Source organism: Paenibacillus sp. Marseille-Q7038, assembly GCF_965111595.1.
Genome location: NZ_CBCOOM010000001.1, coordinates 1,235,413 through 1,261,909 on the forward strand (window position 1 = coordinate 1,235,413; position 26,497 = coordinate 1,261,909).

Here is a 26,497-nt window from a genome sequence, read left to right on the forward strand (position 1 = left end):
AGATCGCGGCTTTTTTCATGGAGTAAGTTTGTGAAAATTTGAGTTTGGTATATGCGTCTAATTATGAGAGAATAATCATCGAAACATGTTGACTATATCAAAGTTAGGATGAATGCAAATGAAGATTTTACTTGTTGAGGACGATAAAACAATAGCATCTGGACTAGAGTATTCATTGCAACAAGATCAATATCAGACCATACTGTGCTATGATGCGTCATCCGCAGTTCAGGTGTTACATAATCAGTTATCGGAGATAACCTTATGTATTTTCGATTTGTCACTTCCCGATGGCAGCGGGTATGAATTGTGTAAGATCGTAAAAGAGCGAAGTGATATCCCAGTCATCTTTTTAACAGCAATTGATGATGAGGTTAATGTTGTGATGGGTCTGGATATGGGGGCGGATGATTATATAACAAAACCTTTTCGAATTCGGGAGTTACTTTCGCGCATTAAATCTGTCTTGCGGCGATATCAAAAACAAACGTTACCGCAAACGTATATTGAATTAGATCATGTGAGGATTAATACGCTCGAAGGAAAGGTATACAAAAATGGTAATGAAATTCTGCTGACCGCTTTGGAATATCGTTTGTTACTTATATTTTCTAATCATATTGGACAAGTTCTCTCTAGAACGCAGCTCTTAGAGCGTTTATGGGATGTAGCAGGAGATTTCGTGAACGATAACACGTTATCTGTATATATCAAAAGGTTACGAGAAAAGTTAGAGGATAATCCGCAAGAACCGAAGCTGATTAAAACCGTGCGCGGTTTAGGATATAAGGTTGGTGATTAGCATGTTCCGAAATAAAGAAATTCGAATGTTACTACTGACGATGTCTTCGCTCAGCCTGGTTGCAGTGATCACAGCTATGATCATTTCTAGAGAAACAGCATGGATCACGATTGTCACAGCGGCTGTGCTTATCACGTGCAGTATATTATATACTCGGTACCGATACCGAGAGATTGCAAAGTTATCAAGCTATCTGCGTGAAATTACAAGCGGCAACTATTCACTGGATGTACGTGATAACGAGGAAGGCGAGCTTAGCATTCTTAAGAACGATATTTATAAAGTAACACTCATGTTATCGGAGCAACGGTCTCTTTTACAAGAAGATAAAATAAAACTGACCAATGCGATCTCAGACATATCTCATCAGCTCAAAACACCGCTTACCTCCATGACGGTCATGGCCGATTTATTAAGTGATCCAGAGCTGGATCGAAGCAAACGAATAGAGTTCGTACGGAATATCAGTATCCAACTTGATCGAATCGGTTGGCTTATTTCTGCATTGCTGAAATTTTCAAGAATAGATGCAGGCACAGTTCAATTTAAGAAGGAACGTATTAAGGTAAGCGAGCTAATTCAGAAGTCAATTGAGCCTGTACTAGTTCCGATGGATATTAAGGAACAAAGACTCTTCATCAATGGAGAAGACTCAACTTTCTTTCTTGGTGACCTGAACTGGACCTCGGAAGCGATTGTTAATGTTTTGAAAAATGGAGTTGAGCATACACCATCAGGCGGAGAAATCACGATATCATACGCTGAAAACGTACTTTTCACGGAGATTATAATCTCTGATAACGGAAAAGGAATACCAAAGGATGAAATCCCTCATCTATTTAAGCGGTTCTTTAAAGGAAAACAGGCAAGTGAAGACAGCGTAGGAATTGGTCTTGCACTCGCGCAAAGTATTATTACGAGTCAAAATGGAACGATTGATGTAAAAAGCGAGCTTGGAGCGGGAACCGAGTTTCAGATTAAATTTTATAAACAAAGGATATGAAGCATTATAAAATTCATCTGTTTAAAGAGGATAGAAATTGACTCAAACATAGCATTTCTTCTGCTAGGTATTCATTAAGTGACTAAATAGTCACTTAAGAGTCACCTGAGAGTCATGGAAGGTAGATATACTGATCTCATGAACAAAGGGGGTCATCAACGATGGAGATTTTAAAAGTAGAAAATCTAACTAAAATATACGGAAAAGGCGAAACGGCGGTGAAGGCGCTGGATGATGTTTCTTTTTCGGTGAAAAGAGGCGAGTTCGTTGCCATCATTGGGCCGTCAGGCTCCGGAAAATCAACCATTCTTCATCTGCTGGGGGGTGTAGATCAGCCAACGAGCGGTAAAGTATATGTCGATAATACAGATATTTATGCTTTAAACGAAACACAGCTTGCGATATTTCGGCGCAGACAAATTGGACTGATTTATCAGTTTTATAATCTAATACCGGTATTAACCGTGGAAGAGAATATTACGCTTCCTCTACTGCTAGATGGACATAAAGTGGATAAGAAACAGTTTGCGGATATGGTGAAACTGTTAAATTTAGAAAAGCGTCTGGGGCATTTACCTAACCAGCTGTCAGGAGGACAACAGCAACGTGTGTCCATTGGCAGAGCGCTCATAAGTAATCCTTCTATTATGTTAGCAGATGAACCGACGGGTAATCTGGATAGCAAGAACAGCGGTGAAATCGTTGATCTTCTAAAAATGTTTAATAAAACTTACAATCAGACGCTGATTGTCATTACTCATGATGAACGAATCGCTCTGCAAGCAGATCGAATTATTACGATAGAAGATGGAAGGATCGCTAAAGATGAGGTGATCCGTCCGTGAATATCGTCAATAAATTAACACTACGGCATTTAAAATTAAACAAGCGAAGAACATTAGTAACGGTTTTGGGCGTAATTATTTCGGTCGCCATGTTTATTGCGGTAACCACTCTCAGTGTTTCATTTATGGATCTTATGAAGAGACAAAATATCGCAACAGAAGGGGAATGGCATCTACAGTATCAGGATGTAGATAAAGCACAGTTAAATGTAATCGAAGCAGACGAGAATATCCAATCTCTTATCATTTCGAAGGATCTTGGTTATGCTCCTTTACCTGGAAGTCAAAATGATAGCAAACCTTATCTATTTATAAAAGCATATAATGAGCAGGGGTTTACACAATTTCCTGTTGAGCTGATCGAAGGGCGATTTCCTACATCGAAAAACGAAGTTGTCATCTCTCAAGAAATTGCTTCTAATGCAAAAGTGAACTATAAGGTTGGTGACACCTTATCTTTACAAGTGGGAGAACGTATAACCACTGACGGGGATGAAAGTGAAAATTATATTTTAAAACCAATCGATCCATTACAAAGAATTAACGGTACTATAAATGAGCGCCTTCAAAATCAATCGACTCAAAACTACACTGTGGTAGGGATCATTGAACGTCCTACGTGGGAACCTGTACAATCACCAGGGTATACCGTCCTTAATTATTTTGATAAGAACCAATTATCTGCTGGAGATAAAGTGACAGCTACCGTGGCTCTTAAGAAGGTGGATTATTCTTTATATAAACATGCTGAACAATTAGCAGATCAAGCGGATATAAAAGATGTAGCGTATAACAATGCATTACTGCGATATTATGGGATTACCAAAAATGACGGTTTCCGAAATATGCTGATTTCGTTATCTGTCATCATCATGACTGTCATTGTGATTGGTTCTGTAGCATTGATCTATAATGCGTTTGCAATTTCGGTTTCAGAACGCGCTAGACATCTAGGAATGCTAGCGAGTGTAGGTGCAACGAAAAGACAAAAAAGAAATTCGGTGTACTTTGAAGGATTCGTGATTGGAATCATTAGTATTCCTTTAGGCATCATTTTTGGACTTGTTGGTATTGCGATTACGTTTATGTGTATTAATCCGATAATCCAAGGTGTGTTAGGAGTTTCTGAAAAATTAACTGTAACAGTGACTCCATCTTCTATACTTATCACTTGTCTTGTTTCAATGCTGACGATCTTTATCTCGACTTATATACCCGCCCTGAAAGCTTCTAAGATTTCTGCCATTGATGCGATTCGTCAGACCCAAGATGTAAAGCTGACACGCAAAGCAGTGAAAACCTCGAAACTTGTTCGTAAAGTATTTGGTATGGAAGCAGAAATTGGTCTAAAGAACTTAAAAAGAAATAAGCGTAGATACCAAGCGACCGTATTTTCTCTTGTTATTAGTATTGTTTTGTTTTTAAGTGTTACTGCTTTTACAGGGAATCTGAAAAAGGGAGTTGATCTTTCTTCCAGCGGGGTAAATTATGATATCTTAGTTCGGATGGAGCTGGATTCTGAAGAAGAAACAGCTGAGCTGGTTAACTCGATTACCGCTCTTTCGAATGTCACAGATGCTAATTATATTCAATCTTTAGATGTAAATTCTATGATTGATAAAGCCTTCATCGCTGATGAGCTAAAAGAGTCTCTAATAGACGATAGTAACTTGAGAGACGGGAAATATCCATATTTTATTCAAGTTTCTGCACTTGATGAGATAAATCTAAAGGCATACGCTGACAAGGTAGGAGCCGATTACGATCAATTAATGAATCTTGATGAACCGGCTGCGATTGTAATCAACAAAAATAGATATGAAGATCATGAATCAAGAAAATATGTGGAAACAAAAGCGACCTATTTGGAAAAAGGAGATCAGATCGATCTTTATTATACCGACTGGGATACAAACGAAGAAACAAGCATGAAGCCTGTGAAAATTGCTGCATTAACAGACGAGTTACCTTTAGGTATTTCTCCTTCCTATCTGGGTAACCTGAATATCGTTGTTTCAGATCAGGTTTTTAAAGAGCTGGTCAGTGAGAACACGGAAAAAGATATGAGAAACACACTTTACCTAACAAGTTCAGATCCTATAGCGACACAGAATTCTATTGAAGAAATGAAAGAGAACAATATTTATATTAACAATGTATATCAGAATCGACAGCAAGAAGAACAGATGGTTTTACTAATGTCCATATTCACGTATGGTTTTATCGTGTTGATTACATTAATATCGGTTGCTAATATTTTCAATACGATCTCAACCAGCATATCGCTTCGGAAGCGTGAATTTGCGATGCTAAAATCGATGGGAATGACACCAAAAGGCTTTAGAAAAATGATCAATTATGAAAGTATCTTCTACGGAATCAAATCATTGCTTTATGGAATTCCGATCAGTATCATTTTGATGTATTTGATCTATAGATCGATGATGAACAGCTTCTCTTTCAGCTTTTCACTTCCTTGGCTAAGTATACTGTATGTTATTATTGCTGTGTTTTGTATTGTAAGTGCAGCTATGCTGTATTCCAGCTCCAAAGTAAAAAAAGAAAACATTATTGATGCACTAAAACAGGAAAATATATAATTAATTTGCGTCTGTTACGACACTAAAATAAATGAAGCTCTGCTTATTCAAATTAGTTTTAATGAATAGTCAGAGCTTCATTTTGTTATTTTTAACACCTATGATGTATGTTAGAACATGCTCCAATGCATCTCCTGTGAGATGGTCTCAAGTAATTCTATTCCGACCTGACTATTCCCTTTATCATTGAGTGCCGGTCCAATAACCCCAATTCCATAGCGGCCTGGAACCAATGCTAAAATACCTCCTGATACACCGCTTTTGGCAGGCAATCCGACCTGAATCGAAAATTCACCGGACGCATTGTACATCCCGCATGTGGTCATGAAAGTCTTCGCAATTTGAACGAACCTAGGTGGAATTAGTTTTTTTCCAGTCAGAGGATCTACCCCATTGCAAGCAAGAACCAAAGCCATACGTGCTAAGTCAGCACAATTGACGAGGATAGAACAGTGACAAAAGTAAACGTGTAGCACCTCTTCAACATCACAATCGAGCACACCATTTCCTTTTAAAAAGTAAGCTATGGAACGATTTAAATGTCCTGATTCAAGCTCCGAGTAAAAAACATCCTCATCGTGTTTCAGATTATTATTATTCGCAAGTTCTTTGAAGAATTGGAGAATTCGTGCTGACTTCTCTTTTTGACTATTACCGTGAATTAAAGATGAGACCATAATAGCTCCCGCATTAATAAATGGATTGAAAGGAATACCTGGTCTAACCAGTTCAAGCTTAAGCATGGAGTTGAAGTTATCTCCTGTAGGCTCCATACCCACTTTACTAAACACTTTATCTTCGCCATTATCCATAAGAGCTAAAATCAGTGTGTACACTTTAGAAATACTTTGCATTGTAAAACACATATCGAAGTTTCCAGCAGAAGCAAACTCCCCGTTTGTGTTCATTAGTGTGATCCCTAAGGCATCATGGGGTGCTTTAGCTAACTCAGGTATATAGGAAGCAACTTTCCCAATAGAAGAATGAGGTACACTTGACTTTACCCAGTCAGGAAGTTGTTTGCGTATATGTTCAATTTCGGTATTCATCTTGGCGAGCTCCTTTTCGTTAACTAATAGAGGAGAATTAGAACGATCTTACTTTTCCCGCAGAACGGAAGGATTATGAGTGCGAAGAGATAATTAAGTAGTAGGTAAGCAAAAGAAGGGGGATATAATGAGATATCTACTACCCATTCGTGGTACCCGGCTATATGTTGAGGAGTACAACGATACATGCGATGAGGCATTATTATATTTACATGGAGGACCCGGAGCCAGCTGTGTGGATTTTTGTTATTTCCAGGCAAAGGAATTAGCAGGAACAGTAAGGGTCATTGCCTTAGATCAGAGAGGAGTCCTGCGTTCGGACCCTATTTCTGCAGAAGAAATATTTGGATTACAAGATATCATAGAAGATTGTGAGGCTATACGGAATCATTTAGGCATACGTCAGTGGACCGTGTTAGGACATTCGTTTGGTGGATACGTGGCATTTCATTATGCGGTTCAGTATCCCAGTTCCGTAAAAAAAGTAATATTTGAAACTCCTTCTTTTGATATTAAAAGCTCGATGAGAAACTTTATCCAAAGTGCAGTGCCTATTTTCCAGTCTTTAAACCATCAAGAAGGTACTCAGAAGTGTGACCAGTATCTTAAAGGAGATTTTTCAGCAAGTGATCTTTGGAATGCTTGGGGGGAGATTGGGCAACAATTAGGTGAACATCGAGATTATCTCTATTTCAAAGGCATGAACCCAGCAGTTTATAATGAATTGGTAGATCAATTGGTTCCACCCGGTGAACTTTGGGAAAAGGGGCAGATACATATCAATAAACTGCAGATTGAAGGCAAATTTTTTAAAAGTTTACTTTCAGACCTCCACAAACTTACTCAGCCTTCATTGTTAATTACAGGAATATTCGATCCGGTATGTACGGTAGAACAACAGGAAGCATATAGACAACAAGTACCTAATCATTCTATCGTATCCTTTGATAAAAGTGCTTACTTTCCAAGACTTGAAGAACCCGAGAAATATCAGCAGGCGATCATTAGTTTTATAAAACAAAGATAATAAAAAATGCGGCAATAGCAGAAATTGAACTGAACCCTATTAAGTAGACAGTTTTAAAAAAAGGATGTGCCGCTGTTTAAGCGGCAATGAGATGACTTCGGTATCTTGCCGGAGTCATCTTTTTTAATGTCCATTGCTTTCTTGTATTATTATAGTGGTCCATGTAATCATCAACCATTCGTCTTAGTTCTACTATACTGGTTGCTTGTTTATAAGATATTTCGTCTTTCATGTGCCCAAAGAAAGACTCCATCGGTGCGTTATCTAGGCAGTTTCCTCTTCGCGACATAGATTGCAGAAGTCCCATCCTCTTTACACGAAACTGGTACTCTGGATGGGTGTAATGAAAACCTTGATCCGAGTGAATCATGGCTTCTGGATGTAGTCGATCGATTCCCGATAAAGTCTTCTAATTTGCTTAACGTTCGATAGACAATTTCCATCCGTAAACTCGTTGAAAGTTCATAAGCGACAATTTCCCGTGTCGCCACATCTTTCACACATGACAAATAAGCCGTTTTACCACCCTGAATTTGCAAGTAAGTAATGTCGGTTACGAATGTTTTCCCAGGTTCCTCTTGGTTGAACTGACGTTTTAAGTGGTTTGGTACCTGGCAGTGAGCTTCTGTAGCTTTGGTTAGCGTACGATAAGGATTTGCTCTTCGTACTTTGGCAAAGAAGTGAAACTTACGCATTAAACGTAAGATTTTTTTATGATTCATGGGCCGACCGGCTTTTTCAGTCACTTCCATATACAAACCACGATAACCAATTTTCCCGTTGGCTTGATCATAAATTTCTTTTAGTAAGAGATAATCTTGATAATCTGATTCTTCACTGAGGGCTCGTTTTTCTCCGTTTTGAAGCCACTTGTAATAGCCACTAGGACTTACTCTAGCCACTTCACATAAGTAACGGACCATGTTTTTCAATTGATACTGCCGAATCGTTTCATTGATGACTTGGTATTTCTCTCGAGCTGTTAACGACGATTCTTTTTCGCCTGCCTTTCTAACTCGTCTAGCTTTTTTAGTAAAGACAACTCCGCCTCTAGCAATCGAATACGCGCTTCTGCTTGGGCTAATTTCCTTTCTGCAGAGGCATTTTCTTTCTTAGGACGTCCTTTACTGCCTTTTCCTCGACGTTCTTCAAAAAAACCATCTTCTCCATAGGTTTGAAAGGTTCTACGCCAACGATCTAAGGCACTTCGTGCTTTACTTAGGCCAATCACCTTCAAATCAAATCCAGCTTCTGTGAAAATTTCTGCTGGTCCTTTGCCAACTTGGTTTTGTTTAACCGCTAGTAGTTTAAAGTCAGGGGTATATTGAATCGTCCGATCTGTCACGATTCTAACATTTGGATTGGCCTCTAATTGTCTTTGTTGGTGTTCATTAAAGATAATCTTACTCATGATAATTACTCCGTTCTAAAAATTGTAATGTTAGTATAACGGGACTTTTCTAGAAAGAAAATAGAAAAACCCCGAATGGAGTCACTTTTTTTAAAGTGTCTACCATTCGGGGTTCAGTTCAAATGACTGCTACGCCGCATTATATTTTTATGACTCGTTTTGTTCTTCTTGATGTTCATCATAAAAAGTAACTCGATTTCTTCCAGACTGCTTAGATCGGTATAAACATTCGTCTGCTATCCGAATTATGTTACCGACATTCGGATCATGCAGTGGATAGAATGCCACGCCAATACTGCAGCCAATCGAAACATGATTGAAATCTACAATAAAAGGTTTGTTCATTAAAGTAATGATTTCTTCAGCTAAATCAAGAGATTCTTGATATGAATCAGCTTGTGATGATCGAAGAATGAGCAAAAACTCATCTCCTCCCAATCGAACGGTAATGTTGCCGGGTTTCGTGACCATAAGAAGTCTTTGTGCAACTTTTTGTAAAAGCAAGTCTCCAACTTGATGGCCTAGTGTGTCATTCACTTTTTTGAATCCATCCAAGTCAATGTACATGAATGCAAGTGTCTCGAAGGGGATATTGAGATGTTCAATCGTTTCCTCCAGATAACGTTCAAGTGCGATCCGGTTAGGAAGTCCGGTTAATTGATCTTGTTCAGCGAGAAGTTTCATATCTCCTAGTGCGGATTCGGAACGACTTAACGATTCAACTAAACTTCGCAGCGATGTAGAAAGGCTGTGTAGTTCAGCAAATCTCTTGTATTCAGGAATGGTAACATTTCTACCTGAACGAAGCTGATTGGCTGCTGCTGTTATTCCGCGAATGGGTCTGGAAATCGTCTCCGCAAGAAACCAACCGATTGTGGCAAAGATGATGGATGCAATAATACCAATAAAAATAAAACTGTTCATCATTTGGCTCATAGAAGAAAATGCGACATCAGTAGGTTGCCTAACCAACACAGTCCAGCCGAGGCCTTCATAATTCAGATAACCATCCCCATAGGCGTAACCCGTAAGATAGTTTTTTCCATCCGGCCATTCCTCAATTCCCCAATTATTCTCACCTTTTTGACCTTTTGTAATGTTGTTCATATTAAGTTTCTGACCTACCATAGTCTCCGGGCCCAGCAGTACCGTGCTGTCTGCTTTACTGATAATAAATAATTCTAAATCCTGTATATGGTCTTTTTGAGGTTCAAGAATCGTTCGCTGAACTTCTTTCGACCATTCCCAGCTTAAGTGGGCAGCAAGTACACCGATCGTGGTTCCTGCTTTCCCTTGTACCGGTAAACTGATATCGACGAATTGTAACGGTTCTCCAGTGGGATTTGGAAGAAGTTTCGAAAGTAATACGGCTTCATGTACATCTCCGATAAACTTTCCATTGATTCCTTCTTTGAAAACGGGACGTTCAGCGATGTTGGCTCCTACTAATATTTCGTCTGTTGCCGCAAGTACCTCACCTTGATCGTCAATGAATCCAACCCAAGAGAAAGAAGGGAAACTTGATTTTAATTGATCAAGTGATTTTTGGGTCTTCGCTACATCTTGAGTTTGTTCCATTTCCATCATAGATGCCAAAATCTCAACTTCTCCTGCACGGGACCACATGAAACTGTCGAGTTTGTCCGACATCTGATAAGCGATACTCGAAAGAGATTGTCCAATTTGATTTTGTAAACGAACTGCAGAACGATTGCTTAGGAGTGACCCGATGATTGCCGTTAATAAAATGACAAAGGATGTAAAGGTAAGAATAAGAATAGTGCGTAATTTAATCATGTAGCCTCCCACGTCTACTATATTTTAAGACTCACAGAACGAGGCTTTTACATATAAAGTGAATAGAGTGAATATAACATAAATAGGAAAAATAATCCATAGAATTTGTCGTATTTTATCGCTATTTGTTATATTTTGTATTACTATTAAAAGTGATTAATAAAACAAAAATATAACTGAAGAGTTAAGATGTGTGTATTCATACAGACAGACAACCGTTTAGCATGTATATTTCTTTGTTGATACATTTGTACTGTGCGATTCGTATTTCTTATTCTAGTAATGCCCCAGTAGGAGTATGGAGGAATGTAATTGAACATGATAAGTAATAACAGCACGGAGGATGGCGTGACATATAAGTCCGTGATTACGGCGATGGAAAAAAATTTAGCAATTATTCGATTTGATCTAGAACGACGTGTAACGTACGTGAATGAAGGATTTGCAAGCAGTATGGGTTATACGAGAGAAGAAATGTATGGAATGTTACATAAGGAATTATGTTTTCCCAATTTTGTTAATAGTCCAGCGTACGAACAGTTCTGGGGCAATATCCTTTGCGGAAAAAGTTATCAGGATAAGATTGAACGTAAAGATGCTAAAGGGAATCAAATATGGCTGGAAGCTACCTATATGCCGGTTTTTGATGAAAAAGGCGAGAAAATTCTCGCTGTATCTAAGGTAGCCACCAACATAACGAATCGCCAAAACAACCTTACGGCTGTTGTAGATGAACTTAAGGAAATGTCTACGATCCTAAACAAACGTGCTGAAATGGGGATTGATCGCAGCGAAGAATTGTTAGAGAGTATTTCTTCCATTGCGAATGTTTCTGCCGTAAATACGCAAACGCTTACAGACCTACAGCAAGAAGCTAAATCCATACAAAACATAGTAAAAACGATTCGTGACATTTCCTCTCAGACACAGCTCCTCGCACTTAATGCGGCAATCGAAGCTGCCCATGCCGGTGAATATGGCAGAGGGTTTGATGTCGTGGCCAAAGAAGTGAAGAAACTGTCTTCGATGGTCGAAAACTCGATTGTTGAGATAAGAGATAGTGTTCAGGGCATAACGAAAGAGATTTCTAATATATCGCAAGGAACAAAGGAAATTCAGAATCATATTGAGCAAAGTCAGCAGCAGATCGAGGTCGCCATGAAAGATTTCACGGTTGTACTCTCCTCCGCACAGGAGCTGGATTCCAAAGCACGACAAGTCATAACCATTGTATAAATGTAATGAAAGGAAGAGCATGAGAGTTTACTCATGCTCTTTTTAGTGTGGCGAGGTTCAAGAGATTGATGGTAAGCGAAAATCTTGTTATAATTTTATGGATATAAATGGGAGTCTTTGCTATTGCACAAACATGCAATTTTTCATCTAATCGAGTGATCAATAAAGCAGGCTTTGTGTTTCACAGTGATATAGAGATTGAATAAAAGAAGTATTGCTATTACTCAATGAAAAAAGCATAAGAGAAAGACAAAGAGGGTTGCCATAAGGCAGCCCTTTCTATGATTAGATTGAATTAATAGAAAAAGGAGCTGTAAGAGTAAAATTAATCGCTGAAATCTCCGATATAGATATAGGTTTAATAAGAAGCAACTTACCTGATCAGGTTCAGATCCGAAAGGCTGTAAGAGCAATCATCTTAAATGAATCTAATCAAATTGCCCTGCTCAAAGTATCGGGAAATAACGATCCTAAATTAGGATTCCGATTTAAAATGGATGGATTCTAAGCAGGAAATGAAGATTCATTGCAAGGATATGTAAATTTATTTATATCTAAATAATAAATCTTAATTTTAAAATATAAGATAGAGTTGATTTTATGAATCTCTTAATGTTATACTTCTCTGTGCTAAAAATCACTGTTTACGAGAATTAATGTGAGAGATTACTAACAAATAAGTAAACTTGTTCCCAGAAGCTCGTGACGGATAATATTGCATACAGGAGGAACATAAATTATGGAACGCGTACAAGGTAAAGTAGCTATTATCACAGGTGGAGCTTCAGGAATCGGACTTGCAACAGCACAAACTCTAGCTAAAGAAGGTGCTAAAGTTGTTATTGCAGACTTCAATCTAAAGGGTGCTGAAGAAGCAGCTCAAGAAATTGTAAATCAAGGCGGCGAAGCGATCGGGATATTTTTGGATGCTTCCAAATTGGAATCCATTAAAGAAACCGTTGATAAAACGGTTGAAAAATACGGAACAGTAAACATTCTATTCAATAACGTAGGTTTGACCAACTTGAAAAAAGATCTTGATGTAGTGAATATGGATCTTGAAGAATGGGATCACCTAGTCAACGTAAACCTGAAAAGTGTGCTTGCGGGATGTAAATATGCGATTCCTCATATGGTTAAAGCGGGTGGAGGTGCGATCATTAACACAGCTTCAATGGCTGGATTCGCTTCTGATATTATTCGTACAGCCTATGGTACAACAAAAGCAGCTGTCGTACATTTGACTAAATACGTAGCAACACAATACGGTAAACATAATATTCGTTGTAATGGGGTTGCACCAGGTCTTATTCTTACGCCAGCAGCTAAAAACAACTTGTCTCCTGAACTATTAGATACATTTATGAAATATAATGCGCTTCCTTATCACGGTGAGCCTGAAGATATTGCTAATACGGTTCTTTTCCTTGCGTCAGATGAATCTAAATTCATCACAGGACAAACCATTCAAGTAGAAGGCGGACATTATCTTGCTAACCCAACAGTTCCGGACTTCGTTGCAATGAGTAAAAACCTATAAAAAATATAGTTAGATATCTATATCTGGGTAAATAGCACTCTTCCACTTCTGTGGGGGAGTGCTATTTGACCATGATGATTTCAAGTAACAACTGGAAAAGTGAATGATTTTTTGATATATGGTAGTCTAAATGTACATATTACAGGATAGGGGATGCTTATATGATCTACGTGATTAGACATGGCCAAACCGATTTGAATAAAGAAGGCAGGCTCCAAGGAAGAAAAGGATTACCACTAAACGAATATGGGATCAAGCAGGCAGAAATAACAAGAGAAGAAATGAATGGCGTGAAATTCGACTACGTCTTTTCTTCCCCGCAGATCAGAGCTGTCCAAACCGCAGAGATCGTGAGTGGGATGAAAGCAACTATAGAAGCAAGACTTGATGTTTTTGATCTGGGAGAAGCCGATCTATTACATAGAGAAGATGTGATAATGAGCGGGTTAACGCCTGATCCTGCGATTTATCAAGGTGTTGAAGACGTAAATCGTTATATAAAGAGAGTATTTCAATTTATGGGTGAACTTGAATCGATGTATGGTGATAACCAATTGAATATCTTGTTGTCGGGTCATAGATGCACGACAGGATGTATGGGTGCATACTTTTTGGGTGTTCCAGAGGACGGAAACTTATTAAAATTTGCTTCGGCGAATGGAAAGTATAAAACGTATCAGTTCGCCTCGAAACAAACGATATATAATCGTTGACTCAGCTAAACTTCATGAAACATGGCGATAAAATGCCGAGCACTTTTCGAAAGATATCGATCTTTTAACCAGACAATCCCTACATCTGACTCAGAGTTAATGTCCGCGATGGGAAGCATTTTGATAGCGGGTAAAGGAAAAGAGGCCATTACCGATCTTGGGAGAATCGTTCCACCAATCCCTGATGCTACAAGCGCAATAATGATGGCTACACTTGAGCACTCGCAAATGACAGCAGGTTCAAATCCATGTCGTTTACATTCATTCATCACTCGATTATGCATGGCAGTAGTTTCATCTGTCTTTAATGTTAGAAAGGGAATGTCGGCAAGTTCGTGCATCCTTATTGAATCATGAGCTGAAGCTAGTCCCCAATCACTTGGGAGTACGGCAACGAATGGATCGGAAGGCAGATGTAAAATAGAATAGGGGCTCATTTCGGTAGTCGCTTCAAACGGCAATCTGGCAACGATTAGTTCAATCGTTCTCTGCTCCAATTGTTTAGCTAACAGAAAATGATCGCCTTCACTAATTTTAAAGGTTACTTCAGGATACTGCACGCGAAAGATTTTGATTTTTGGTGGCAACAGGGATATACATGATACAACCGCACCGATGGAAAGAATGCCTAGAACGCCTTCATCAACCTCTTTTACTTCCTGAATCGTTTCATGAAACTGTTGAATGAGGAGTTCTGCTTTTTGCCGCAAAATCTCTCCTGCAGGTGTCAGCTTCAATTTATGACCGCTGCGATCAAATAAGGTAACCTCTAACTCTTGCTCCATTTGTCTGAGTTGACGACTTAAGGGAGGCTGTTCCATATTTAACATTTTAGCAGCGCGAGTGATTTGCCCTTCGTTTGCTATGGCCAGAAAGTACCGCAATTGCCGAATGTCCATGATTCTCTCTCCCAACAATCATACCCAAAAGGTATGTATAAGCTATAAAAAAGATATTTACAATATACTTTAAGAGGTGCTACAATTCAACACAATAATAGTTTGAGAAAGAATGGTGGTAATCGTGTCATTATCAATGGAAATTGAACTTACGAAGACTAAAAAACAGAAGCCAGCTGCAAGTGAGCTTGGTTTTGGTAAGTATTATACAGACCATATGTTCATGATGGACTATAATAATCCGGAAGAAGGCTGGCATAACCCGCGGATCATTCCTTATCAACCGATCTCACTCGATCCTGCGGCTAAAGTATTCCACTATGGACAAACGGTCTTTGAAGGAATGAAGGCATATCGTACTTCAGATGAAAAAGTTCTTTTGTTCCGTCCCGATAAAAATTTCAAACGCCTGAACTTGTCGAATGATCGTATTGATATTCCACAGATTGATGAAGAATTTGCACTCGAAGCATTAAAGCAATTAATTCAGATTGATCAGGATTGGATTCCTACGGAAAAAGGAACATCTCTGTATATCCGTCCATTCATCATTGCAACGGAAGCTTCTCTTGGAGCAACTACTTCAACATCGTATCAATTCATCATCATTTTATCTCCTGTCGGTTCCTATTACCCAGAAGGAATTAAGCCAGTTCGAATCTATGTTGAATCTGATTATGTTCGTGCTGTAAAAGGCGGAACAGGTATGGCGAAAACGGCGGGTAATTATGCTTCCGGATTAAAAGCTCATTCTGGTGTTGCTGGCAACGGTTTTGCTCAGGTATTATGGTTAGATGGCATTGAGCGGAAGTATATTGAAGAAGTAGGTAGTATGAACGTGTTCTTCAAGATTGACGGGAAGGTAGTAACACCGGCTTTAACGGGAAGTATTTTGGATGGGGTTACTCGAAACTCTATTCTCCAGTTACTGAAATATTGGAATATTCCCACAGAAGAGCGCTTGATTTCTATTGATGAGTTATATGAAGCACATTGTAACGGTACCTTGGAAGAATCTTTTGGTACAGGAACAGCAGCAGTAATATCCCCGATTGGCGAACTACAATGGCAAGATAAGAAGATGGTCATTAACGAGGGGAATACGGGTGAATTATCAGCTAGATTATATAATACACTTACGGGTATTCAGAATGGTGAGCAAGAAGATGTACTTAATTGGATGGTTGAAGTTAAATAATTAGTAAGCTTATCAAAATAACCTGTAACTAAAAAAAGAACCTTCATCTGTAGATGAAGGTTCTTTTTTATTTCGTGTATTACAACAACTCACGACGAAGATCTGCTCCTGATTTAGGAGACAAGTAGGACAGTGGGATATCAAGAACGGTTTTAGCTCCATTTTGTCCTTCACTGCTGAGGCGATACGCAGCTCTTGCATAAGCAACAAGTACGCTCGCAGTAAACTCTGGATTACTTTCGAGTTTCAGACTAAATTCCATGATTTGTTTTGTACCTGTGCCGGTTACACCGCTACGAATAACAAATCCACCGTGAGGCATGCCTTGATGCTCGGCTTTCAACTCTTCTTCTGTGATGAAATGTACATTCGTGTTGTAGTCAGCAAAGTAGTTCGGCATCGTTACGATTGCTTCTTTAATCGCTTCGAGATTAGCGCCTTCTTCAGCGACAATGAAACATTCACGAAGATGTTTATCTCTTGTAGTAAGTTCTGGTGTTTCACCGGAACGAATGCTCTCAATGACTTCTTCAACAGGAACTGTATATTGTACACCTGCTTTTACACCCGGAACGCGGCGAATAGCGTCGGAGTGACCTTGGCTTACGCCTTTACCCCAGAAAGTAAAGTCTTTACCTTCAGGAAGGATCGATTCAGCCAGCAAGCGGTTCAATGAGAATAATCCTGGATCCCATCCCGTAGAGATGACACTGAGGTTATTTCCTTTCACTGCTGCTTCGTTAACTTTGTCATAGAACTCAGGAATTTTTGCATGAGTATCATAGCTGTCAACGGTGTTGAACATACTTGCAATAGCAGGGGTTTGTTCAGGAAGATCCGTTGCGGAACCTCCGCACAAGATCATCACATCGATTTTACCTTTATACTGTTCGACTGTAGAAATATGTTCAAATTTTGCACTGCCATTAGCAGATGTTAATTGATCAGGCTGGCGACGAGTGAAGATGGCTACAAGCTCCATGTCTGGATTTTGTTTGATGGCAAGTTCCACACCGCGGCCAAGATTTCCGTATCCTACGATACCTATTTGAATAGTTTTACTCAAGAAAAAGTCCTCCTCTAGTTGAAAATAGCAAATGCATATTTATAAGTATAAAGATCAGACATCAAATGTAAACTAAAACTTCGAATCCTAATTAGATCTTCACGAAAAAGTTACTCAATATAACGGGAAATATAACATTTAGTGTAAACTTATGTACGATTAGTGCAAACCTATGTTGGATTATACAAAGACTTTGAACTTGATAAGTATATCCCATTTAAAGATATTCGAGTTAGTACCCGTTTGAATTTCGTCAATCTCGGTTACTAGAAAAAGAAGAGTTAATAGAATTAATAGATATCCAAAACGCTTAATGTAAAAACATACGAGAAAATGGAGGGATTACCGATGTCTGAACAAGATCAATACAAAGTGCAGGACCCGACTACTCAGTATCCGAAAGCAACGAGTGAGTGGAAACAAAAGCAACCTGAACCAGGGTTACAGAAGGAAATGTATCCCGTGCCGGATGCAGGAGAAACAAGTTATCGCGGAACCGGACGTTTAGCTGGGCGGAAAGCGGTCGTAACCGGAGCGGACAGCGGGATTGGTCGTGCGGCAGCAATTGCTTTTGCTCTTGAAGGTGCCGATGTTGTATTGTCATACTTGCCTGAAGAAGAGGCAGATGCGAAAGAAGTTGTCGAGCGAATCGAGAAAGCAGGTCGGAAAGCGATTGCGATTCCTGGTGATCTGAAAGACGAGAAATACTGTGAACAATTAATAACAGATGCAGTCAAAGAACTTGGCAGTATTGATATCCTCGCGAACGTTGCTGGTAAACAGCAATTTGTCGAAAATATCGCAGATCTTACAACAGAACAGTTTGATGCTACATTTAAAACAAATGTGTATTCCACGTTCTGGTTGTGTAAAGCAGCGATCAAACACATGAAACCGGGAAGTTCGATTATCAATACATCTTCTATTCAGGCCTATACTCCAGCACCCATCTTACTAGATTATGCGACTACAAAAGCGGCCATTAATACGTTCAGTAAAGCCCTTGCACAGCAAGTTGCTAGCAAAGGGATCCGCGTGAATGTGGTGGCTCCTGGTCCGGTGTGGACGCCGCTTCAAGTGGTAGGAGGACAACCGACAGAGATATTAGCAGAGTTCGGTGCGGATGTGCCAATGGGTCGTCCTGGTCAACCTGCTGAAATGGCACCAGCCTATGTATTCTTGGCAAGTCAAGAATCAAGTTATGTGACAGGTGAGACCCTCAATGCCAATGGCGGCGTTCCTTCCCCTTGATTTATATAAGTGATATAGAAAAAGGAGCTAGTTTCCAAAGTGGAAATTAGCTCCTTTTTATTCGTTCTAAGGTCGTTTTCTTGTTCTTTTATGTATCTATTATGATAAATTTCTCAAATTCTGCGCTAATATGGATATATTTTTATCGTTGCAATTTCTCTGTAGTTGATGTCAATATGTATAATATAATGTAAATAAATTCAATTAAATGAAAATTTTTAAAAAAAGAAAAAGTCGGTAAGGAGGATATTAATGTTATCGAAAAACGAACACATTGTCGTAGGGACAGGTCCTTTGGGACTAGCATTAATCAATGAATTATTTAAGCGAGGCAAGTCAGTAAAAGCTGTAAATCGAAGCGGGAAAGCATTCGTGCCTAAAAGTGTACCATGCATCAAAATTGATATGACAAACCTGGAAAATACCCGAAATATCCTGAAAAATGCATCGGTTATCTATAATGCCACGGGTCTTCCATATCGGGAGTGGCCGACGGTACTGCCTATCATCATGAATAATTTAATACAAGCATCTTCTGAGAATGATGTAAAGTTAGTATACGCTGATAATCTATACGCATACGGTCCTCAGAAAGAGCCCTTTCTCGAGAACATGGCTTACCAGCCTGTTGGGGAAAAAACGAGGGTGCGCGCTCAGCTGGCTACCACTTTAATGGATGCTGTAAAGCAGGGGAAACTTAGAGCAACCATTGGAAGAGGATCTGATTTCTATGGTCCCTATGCCTTAAACGCTATGCTGGGTCAGAGAGTTTTTCTACATTTGCTAGAAGGAAAGCCAGTTGAACTGATCGGCAACCCTGACACCTTGCATTCCCACATCTTTATTAAAGATTTTGCGAGAGGTTTAACCATTCTAGGTGATGAGGATAAAGCTGTTGGTGAAGTATGGCACATTCCTCATGCAGCACCAATGACCACTCGGCAGTTAGTTGAACAAATATCATCTCGTTTATCTAAGGTGCCGAAATATCGAATTGCAAATAAGTTTATTGTCAATGTAACAGGCTTATTTAATCCGTTCATGAGAGATTTTAAAGAGTTAATGTATCAACAAGATCAGAATTTTATTGTCGATTTCAGCAAATTTAGTAATCATTTTGCTTTTGATACGACCTCACATGAACAGGCGATCAAAGAGACAAGTGATTGGTACATAAAGCAACAAAAATAATGATAAGGAGGACAACGACTACAATGGAGAATGAAATCGCAGCGGTTTTTGATCACGTAAATATGGAAGAGATTGTGAGCCGGTATGGTATAAAAACAGAAGACTTACATTATATTGGCGGTTTTCAAAACTTTATTTACGAATACCTGGTTGATAACCAAGAATACATAATGAGATTCACACCGAGTGCACATCGTACCCTAAGTGAAGTGCAAGCGGAGCTAGAATGGATTCAATACTTAGCTGATCATGGGATATCTGTATCTGCACCAGTACCCTCCATTCACGGAAGGTGGACTGAAACAGCAGATTTAGAAGGAATGTATTTTACAGCAGCAGTCTTTGACAAAGCCAAGGGAAAGAAAATAGATTACCCCGACTGCCTTAAGGATCATGAATTGTACGAGAGATTAGGAAGAGTAACGGGTAGAATGCATGCATTATCGAAATCGTACAACCCTGCAGATCCTAAGATAAGAAGACATCATTGGACTGGGAATTATTATTTGAAGAATATTAACATACTGCCGGATTCTCACACAGGCGTAAGAGAGCGTTATTTGGAATTGGTACGTTCGATTCAGAATCTGCCAATAAGCGAAGATGTCTACGGATTGATTCATGGGGATATTAATAATGCTAATTATTTAGTCAGTGAAGAAGGCGAGATAACCTTGTTTGATTTTGATGAAGCCCAGTACAGTTGGTTCGTAGAAGACATCGCTATACAGCTCTACTATCTTGTATATGTGTATGGTGGGGAAGAAGGAAAGAAACGTAGAGAAGATCAAGCGAGTAGATTCATGAATCATTTTCTGAAAGGATACCGCGAAGAGAATCAGCTTGAAGAGCACTGGTTAAAACAAATGCCTTTGTTTCTGAGACTTAGAGAACTGATTGTATACATTGGAGCCTTTCGGAATTTTGAGGGAGATGAAACCTTCAGCCATTCGGATAACCAGTGGTTTAAAGATTGGATCAGAGAAAGTAAGAATCGTTTAGAAATAGGAGAACCAATTGTGAATATATGGGGGTGAGATCAGAAACCTGAGCCATCTTCCCCTGAGATCGTGGAGTGTGGATATTTCGATATTACGGACTTGCCGAAACCCATCAGTGATTTTACATACAGACGTATCCAGGATGCAATTCAAGCGGAAAACGAACGTTTATTTCATACGATCGGACCGAGACAGTGGATGGAATAATTCTTCATATAACAACTGAATAATATGTGAATGACCGCCATATACCATGAACTGCACCCCAAATGTTAGACATCAACTAACATTGGAGGTGCAGTTTTTATATGGCTAAGTTTAGTTCAGATGAAAAATTACAAGCAGTTATGCGCTATCAAAATGGATCGGAAGGTATAAAATCGATTGCGAGATCTATAGGGATCCATCATTCCGTTTTATTAAATTGGATTAAACAATATGAGCACCATGGTGAAGAGGTTTTTAAAAAGCGCTATACACCGTATTCCTTACAGGATAAACTAGACGTACTTAATTATATGAACGAATTCGGGACGTCTGCTAGAGAAACGGCGACAATATTTAATATTGCGAGTCATAGTACCATTTTAAGCTGGCAAGAGAGCTTAGAATTACATGGAATAGACGCCCTAAGACCAAAGAAAAAGGGGCGTACACCCGTGAAAAAAGAATCGATCAAACAAAAGAATCAACCGTTAGTAGAAGGGTCTGTAGAGGCCTTACAGGCAGAAGTGGAACGTTTACGAATGGAAAATGAGTATTTAAAAAAGTTAAATGCCTTAGTTCAAAACAAGAAAAAATCACCAAGGAAGACAAAGTAAAGGTCATCTATGAATTAAGGCATAAATACTCGGTGAAGGCGCTTGTGGCATTCGCTTGCTATTCCACGAAGCACGTATTACGATGTAGTGAAGAAGCTAGATCGTCCAGATCCAGATGCTGATTTAAAGGCTGAAATCAAAGCGATTTACGAGGAACATGAAGGTCGATATGGCTATCGTCGCATTCGAGATGAACTAGCCAATCGTGGGCAAAAAGTGAATCATAAGAAAGTGCAACGTATCATGAAAGAATTAGGGTTAAAAAGCGTAGTTCGCATGAAAAAATATAAGTCGTACAAAGGAACAGTGGGCAAAATTGCACCAAATATTCTAAACCGTAACTTTACGGCAGAAGCTCCGAACGAAAAGTGGGTTACAGATATTACAGAATTTAAATTATTTGGTGAGAAGCTTTATTTATCACCTGTATTAGACTTGTTTAACGGTGAAATCATTTCCTACACAATTGGCTCTAGACCAACGTATTCACTCGTTTCTGAGATGCTAGAAAAAGCATTAGAATGTTTACCAGAGGATCACAAGTTAATGATGCATTCAGATCAAGGCTGGCATTATCAAATGAAATCATATCGCGAAGTTCTTCGAAAGAGAGGGATCACACAAAGTATGTCGCGTAAAGGTAACTGCTATGATAACTCAGTAATGGAGAATTTCTTTGGGATTATAAAGTCGAACTCCTTTACTTAAAGGAATTTGAGAGTGTAGAACATTTTAAATTAGAACTAGAAAAATATATGAACTACTACAACACAAAACGATTGAAGGCAAAATTAAAAACGAGTCCGGTACAGTACCGAACTCGTTTTACCCAAGTCGCCTAATGAAATAACCGTGTCTAACATTTAGGGGTCACTTCAGCCAAGGGCGGTTTTCTTATGGCAATTTTTCTATTCATTGAATTTATCACATTTTCGTAACCTAAACACACTTATACCGTATTAATGCTATGAACATGTCTTGAAGACAGGACTAGGTAAGATATAAATCAGTTGATGTTTATGGAGAAATTTCTTACAAAGCAGATGTAGACATGATGATCAAAAAAGAAGTTGAGGTAATCCACTAGATGAATAAAGAATTGACAGTTCGTGCGGATCTTTGGTATCAGGAAGCTGAACGGAAAGCAGCAGTATATTATGAAACCCTTTATGAGCAGTTTATAGATAAAACTTATGTATCTTTACTTACAGAAGACTTTTTATTATGGAAAAAGGACCATGTTCGTGAGCATTCCATTATTCAATATCTAAAGCGTAGAAAGAAAAATCCGGATTCGAATGATTATTATCAGTACATGAAATGGTTGCATTATACGGGGAAATTAGATGATTATTTAGATCGCAGCGTCTCCTATATCTATATGAGGGATCTTGGTAAAGCGCTAGATGATCCCCATACGCAGATTCGTATTCAGCGTCTGATTTCAGATATTAAAAAGTATCTGTTAAAGCCTGGAAAAGGGAGTGAAAATGATCAACCTGATTTCATTAACTTTGCTTCATTTTATAGGTGGGCACAGAAGGAAAGGGTAGAGAATGCCACCATTTGGGTGATGAACAAACTGAAGCGTGTCTCTGCTCATATTCCGAAAGAGATGGACGCTGAACAAGCACAGCGTAAACTGATGAAGATCATTATCGGGGTTGTTCTTCATGTAATGGATGAGATGGATGATGAAGTATCGCCGGAAGAACGAGCTGAGAGATTAGATGCAGCGATTCGTTTGGGTTATTCTTATGGATTGACCTATCCTTTTATAGATGACCTTTTAGATTCGGATGTACTGAATACGGAGGAAAAAGAGCAATATTCTGAGATGATCCGAATCTCGCTTCTTACCGGATCTGTTCCTGATATGGAAGAATGGACCGGTACAAATCTGGAAATGATTCAGTATGTTCATTCTGAGCTTCGAGAAGCTTTTGAATTCATTAGGGATTATCAGCGAGCAGATACACAGAATACATTTTTAGAGCAATCGTACGTGTTTTTTCAATCTCAAGATCGAGATCGGATAAAGGATCTAACCAATGGAAGTTATACGAACGAAGAGATCTATCTACCTATCATTATTAAATCATCATCATCGCGTCTGATTGTGAGATCTGTTATAAGTGAACCTATGGATGAAGGATTTGAAAACCGAACCTTTGCTTACGGAATTTACAATCAGCTGGCAGATGATTTTGCAGATATGTTTGATGATCTACGGGATGGAGCCGTCACGCCTTATACTTATTATTTAACATACCGAGAACAGCGGCCAGATTTAATCAATCCTTTTGAGCTGTACTGGGCCGTTATCTCGAATCTAATCCGTAACGTATACCATTCTGATGCGAAGACTCGCGAAGTGATTCTTGATCGTGCGATCAATGGATTAAAACGGTGCAAAAAACGTGTAGGTGTGAGCAAATACAATGAGATTATGGAGATTTTTACTTCGGGCATACCGGAATTTAATGGGTTAATTCAGCAGATGGTTGGAAAAGCAGAAGATGTGGATTTCTTTGATAAGCTGCTTCGGGATCAGCTGCTGACCGTGATGAAAAACGAGCGTCTTGAAAAGGAAGAATTCATAGACACGATAAACACAGCGCAAACAGAGATTAACCGCCTGCTGAAAATATCGAAACCGGCTCAAGTATCATCACTGGAAGAACCGCTTACGGAAGCTGCCAATTATAGTCTTGCAGGCGGGGGGAAACGAATTCGTCCCGTCATGGCTTGGGTTATGGCAGTGAAAGAATACGGCTTGCCTTCTTCCGCCATTGCACCGCTGCTGCGTTCCCTGGAATATATGCATACGGCTTCACTGATCTTCGATGATCTGCCGACACAGGATAATGCGGCAACTCGCAGAGGGCACGCTACTTTACATGAAGTATATAATAGTGCAACTGCGGAATTAACAGGGCTTTTTCTGATTCAAAAGGCAACGCAGGAGCAATCTTCACTAGATGCATTTGACCCGAAGTCTGTTCTGGCTTTGATGCAATATTCTTCTCAAAAAGCAGGAGAAATGTGCATGGGTCAAGCAATGGATTTAGAATCTAAAGGAAAAGAGCTCACGCTAGATGAACTCAATACCATATGTTTCTACAAAACGGGAATTGCATTTGAAGCTTCTCTGATTATGCCTGCTATTCTTGCTAAAGTGGAAGAAAAGGAAATCGCAACATTAAAGAAATTTGCTTATCATGCGGGGATTGCTTTTCAGATTAAGGACGATCTGCTTGATCTGCAAGGAGATTTGAAATTGCTTGGGAAACCTACGGGGAAAGATGTTCAGAATAATAACTCGACTTTCGTAACTGTACTTGGACCTGACGGTGCAGCACAAGCTATGTGGGAACACTATTGTCTTGCTGTAGATGCACTAAAAGAGATGCCTCGGAATAGCGCTTTTCTAAAGCATATCCTAGACTATATCATTCATCGAGATCATTAGAATGTTCGTAAAACTTATCATATGAACAAAAAAGTGTTGGCATTTATGCCAGCACTTTTTCTCTTTAACCTTATGTAGCTGAATGTTGGTTATTTGAAAATTGCTATTGCTTTCATAATCTCATGATAGTAATCTTTCCTTGTTTTTGTGTTATTTGACTCAACTTGTAACTCGATCTTTTGTTTATTCAATTCCTTGTTTATCTCTTGTTTATTAACTCCTTTATCTTTCATGTTGATCACGACCTTTCTGTATTTTATTTTATCGAGTTGTTAGTCGTATTCACATTTCGAATAGAACGTATTTTAATGTTATACTTTTAAAATGACACAAAATAAGGAAGGTTTGGCTTACAAATGAAAATTGATGATATCGATATATCTATTTTGACTGAGTTAAAGAGAGATGCACGGCTTTCAATGAGATAGAAATAACGATTCATCATGGAGATCATAAACGTTTCAAAGCTTTTGTGGAAAGCTATCCTACGGTTTTATTTTGTTACCGAATCGCAGGCAGGGCATGTTATATGGTGATGCTGACTTTAAGTCGACTAGATGAGATCGAAACGTTTATAGATGAAATCTCAGCGTACACTTCTACACTTACACATGTGGTTTTTTCTGAAGTTAAAATAAATACAGCATTAGAACAACACACGTCCCTTTTGCCGTAACATTCGGATCAAGCAACACAAGGGGAGTAATATAAGCTGTTTTAGTCATGTCTCTCAATGGTAATGATATAGAAATAGCTTCACAAGGAGACTCAGGAAGGAAGCTTACAGAATTTTACAACGAGAGGTATGACACTATGGCGCTTGGCGTATTATTTATTATGTTTGTTATTATATCGATCCTAAGTCTCGTTAGTATCGCACTCATGTTTATGGTAAAAGATAAAAAGGTAAATAATATTGCTTTTTCTATTACAGTTATTCTTGGTATCGTAATCGGTTATTTGAATGTTACCGCACTCCCAAGTAATGAAACTGCTGAGAAAATTACGGTAGGTACTGTTGGCGCAATTGCTTTAGTTGCGGTTATTTGTAAAGTCATGAAAAAGGACGTCCTTGCCAGGATTTTGGCTACTGCTTCCGTTATATTAGGAATCTTGCTGCTCTTCTGGTAAAACGATAGCATCCACCCTTCACTTGTTGAGAAAACAAGAGCGTGGATGTTTTTTGTTGTGGATAATAACCTGCTTAGGCGAGTACCAGTGAGAAATGCGGATTTCAAATGAACGAAAGCTGGGTCAGATTCATAAAATTGAAAACATTTACAATTATGATAACATCTATATAATCAAAACTAAGAAGCAAGTGTAAAAAAGATGGAGGAAGGTGGGATCGTATGGCTATGTATATCATTGTGATCGTCGTAGCATTAATTGGAGGAGTTGGTACCGTACTTGTAGGTTTATCGAAAGAGAATGCAAAGCAAAACCATGAATATGAAAGTAAAGCCAAAGAGAATATAGGTAAAATTGTATTGTTTTATCTAATTGCCGTCATTGCTTTTATTATTATATGGGTGTTGTTAGTGAATTAGTAACCTAAGATTGTTGTGGATTTTA

20 protein-coding genes and 2 pseudogenes are annotated in these 26,497 nt (G+C 38.9%); 17 read left to right on the forward strand and 5 right to left on the reverse strand.

Going from position 1 to position 26,497, the window contains the following annotated elements:
• The first annotated feature begins 118 nt into the window (after nucleotides 1–118).
• The 4 genes from ACWPWY_RS05940 to ACWPWY_RS05955 all read left to right on the forward strand — a co-directional run bounded on the left by ACWPWY_RS05940 (nucleotide 119) and on the right by ACWPWY_RS05955 (nucleotide 5,250).
• Nucleotides 119–802 carry a response regulator transcription factor gene (locus ACWPWY_RS05940; protein WP_454190824.1) on the forward strand — a complete coding sequence of 228 codons (684 nt, stop codon included), beginning with the start codon at nucleotides 119–121 and terminating at the stop codon, nucleotides 800–802.
• Between the two features lies 1 nt (nucleotide 803).
• The gene (locus tag ACWPWY_RS05945) at nucleotides 804–1,805 is read left to right on the forward strand and encodes a sensor histidine kinase (protein WP_454190825.1); all 1,002 of its coding nucleotides are present in this window, start codon (nucleotides 804–806) and stop codon (nucleotides 1,803–1,805) included.
• A gap of 161 nt (nucleotides 1,806–1,966) precedes the next feature.
• Nucleotides 1,967–2,650: an ABC transporter ATP-binding protein gene (locus ACWPWY_RS05950; protein ID WP_454190826.1), complete on the forward strand. Its 684-nt coding sequence runs from the start codon at nucleotides 1,967–1,969 to the stop codon at nucleotides 2,648–2,650.
• Complete coding sequence (locus ACWPWY_RS05955) at nucleotides 2,647–5,250, forward strand: ABC transporter permease (RefSeq protein WP_454190827.1); 2,604 nt, start codon at nucleotides 2,647–2,649, stop codon at nucleotides 5,248–5,250. Before ACWPWY_RS05950 ends, ACWPWY_RS05955 begins: the two co-directional genes overlap by 4 nt.
• A gap of 110 nt (nucleotides 5,251–5,360) precedes the next feature.
• On the opposite strand, the gene glsA is transcribed toward ACWPWY_RS05955, so the two are convergent.
• Nucleotides 5,361–6,299 carry a glutaminase A gene (gene glsA, locus ACWPWY_RS05960; protein ID WP_454190828.1) on the reverse strand — a complete coding sequence of 313 codons (939 nt, stop codon included), beginning with the start codon at nucleotides 6,297–6,299 and terminating at the stop codon, nucleotides 5,361–5,363.
• A 127-nt stretch (nucleotides 6,300–6,426) separates the two neighbouring features.
• On the opposite strand from glsA, the gene ACWPWY_RS05965 reads away from it, so the two are divergent.
• Entirely contained in the window at nucleotides 6,427–7,326 is a 900-nt protein-coding gene (locus ACWPWY_RS05965; RefSeq protein WP_454190829.1) for an alpha/beta hydrolase, read from the forward strand.
• 76 nt (nucleotides 7,327–7,402) lie between these two features.
• Here ACWPWY_RS05965 and ACWPWY_RS05970 read toward each other — a convergent pair.
• Together ACWPWY_RS05970 and ACWPWY_RS05975 are read right to left on the reverse strand one after the other, a co-directional pair.
• Nucleotides 7,403–8,737, reverse strand: a pseudogene (locus ACWPWY_RS05970) (IS3 family transposase).
• Nucleotides 8,738–8,884: 147 nt separating this feature from the next.
• Nucleotides 8,885–10,534, reverse strand: coding sequence for a diguanylate cyclase domain-containing protein (locus tag ACWPWY_RS05975; protein ID WP_454190830.1), 1,650 nt, complete (start codon nucleotides 10,532–10,534; stop codon nucleotides 8,885–8,887).
• Nucleotides 10,535–10,852: 318 nt separating this feature from the next.
• On the opposite strand from ACWPWY_RS05975, the gene ACWPWY_RS05980 reads away from it, so the two are divergent.
• From ACWPWY_RS05980 to ACWPWY_RS05990, 3 genes are all read left to right on the forward strand, one after another.
• Nucleotides 10,853–11,770: a methyl-accepting chemotaxis protein gene (locus ACWPWY_RS05980; protein ID WP_454192813.1), complete on the forward strand. Its 918-nt coding sequence runs from the start codon at nucleotides 10,853–10,855 to the stop codon at nucleotides 11,768–11,770.
• 739 nt (nucleotides 11,771–12,509) lie between these two features.
• A complete protein-coding gene (locus tag ACWPWY_RS05985) occupies nucleotides 12,510–13,310 on the forward strand; it encodes an SDR family NAD(P)-dependent oxidoreductase (RefSeq protein WP_454190831.1) in 801 nt (266 codons plus the stop codon).
• Between the two features lie 161 nt (nucleotides 13,311–13,471).
• Entirely contained in the window at nucleotides 13,472–14,023 is a 552-nt protein-coding gene (locus ACWPWY_RS05990; protein ID WP_454190832.1) for a histidine phosphatase family protein, read from the forward strand.
• 5 nt (nucleotides 14,024–14,028) lie between these two features.
• Here ACWPWY_RS05990 and ACWPWY_RS05995 read toward each other — a convergent pair whose 3' ends face one another.
• Entirely contained in the window at nucleotides 14,029–14,922 is an 894-nt protein-coding gene (locus ACWPWY_RS05995; protein ID WP_454190833.1) for a LysR family transcriptional regulator, read from the reverse strand.
• A 112-nt stretch (nucleotides 14,923–15,034) separates the two neighbouring features.
• On the opposite strand from ACWPWY_RS05995, the gene ACWPWY_RS06000 reads away from it, so the two are divergent.
• Nucleotides 15,035–16,120 (forward strand): branched-chain amino acid aminotransferase, encoded by a 1,086-nt coding sequence (locus ACWPWY_RS06000; protein WP_454190834.1) that lies wholly within the window; start codon nucleotides 15,035–15,037, stop codon nucleotides 16,118–16,120.
• A gap of 79 nt (nucleotides 16,121–16,199) precedes the next feature.
• Here ACWPWY_RS06000 and ACWPWY_RS06005 read toward each other — a convergent pair whose 3' ends face one another.
• A complete protein-coding gene (locus ACWPWY_RS06005) occupies nucleotides 16,200–17,186 on the reverse strand; it encodes a diaminopimelate dehydrogenase (RefSeq protein WP_454190835.1) in 987 nt (328 codons plus the stop codon).
• A 348-nt stretch (nucleotides 17,187–17,534) separates the two neighbouring features.
• Between ACWPWY_RS06005 and ACWPWY_RS06010 the strand changes: the two genes are divergently transcribed.
• The 8 genes and pseudogenes from ACWPWY_RS06010 (at nucleotide 17,535) to ACWPWY_RS06045 (ending at nucleotide 26,472) form a co-directional block, all read left to right on the forward strand.
• A complete protein-coding gene (locus ACWPWY_RS06010; RefSeq protein ID WP_454190836.1) occupies nucleotides 17,535–18,437 on the forward strand; it encodes an SDR family oxidoreductase in 903 nt (300 codons plus the stop codon).
• Nucleotides 18,438–18,689: 252 nt separating this feature from the next.
• On the forward strand, nucleotides 18,690–19,628 hold the full coding sequence (locus ACWPWY_RS06015) for an NAD-dependent epimerase/dehydratase family protein (protein ID WP_454190837.1): 939 nt from the start codon (nucleotides 18,690–18,692) through the stop codon (nucleotides 19,626–19,628).
• Nucleotides 19,629–19,651: 23 nt separating this feature from the next.
• Complete coding sequence (locus ACWPWY_RS06020) at nucleotides 19,652–20,665, forward strand: phosphotransferase enzyme family protein (RefSeq protein ID WP_454190838.1); 1,014 nt, start codon at nucleotides 19,652–19,654, stop codon at nucleotides 20,663–20,665.
• Nucleotides 20,666–20,937: 272 nt separating this feature from the next.
• Nucleotides 20,938–22,292 (forward strand): annotated as a pseudogene (locus ACWPWY_RS06025) (IS3 family transposase).
• A 245-nt stretch (nucleotides 22,293–22,537) separates the two neighbouring features.
• Entirely contained in the window at nucleotides 22,538–24,922 is a 2,385-nt protein-coding gene (locus ACWPWY_RS06030) for a polyprenyl synthetase family protein (RefSeq protein ID WP_454190839.1), read from the forward strand.
• A gap of 472 nt (nucleotides 24,923–25,394) precedes the next feature.
• Nucleotides 25,395–25,598, forward strand: a complete 204-nt coding sequence (locus ACWPWY_RS06035) for an Lrp/AsnC ligand binding domain-containing protein (protein WP_454190840.1) — start codon at nucleotides 25,395–25,397, stop codon at nucleotides 25,596–25,598.
• 137 nt (nucleotides 25,599–25,735) lie between these two features.
• Nucleotides 25,736–26,053: a hypothetical protein gene (locus tag ACWPWY_RS06040; RefSeq protein ID WP_454190841.1), complete on the forward strand. Its 318-nt coding sequence runs from the start codon at nucleotides 25,736–25,738 to the stop codon at nucleotides 26,051–26,053.
• A 221-nt stretch (nucleotides 26,054–26,274) separates the two neighbouring features.
• Complete coding sequence (locus tag ACWPWY_RS06045) at nucleotides 26,275–26,472, forward strand: hypothetical protein (RefSeq protein ID WP_454190842.1); 198 nt, start codon at nucleotides 26,275–26,277, stop codon at nucleotides 26,470–26,472.
• Nucleotides 26,473–26,497 lie beyond the last annotated feature (25 nt).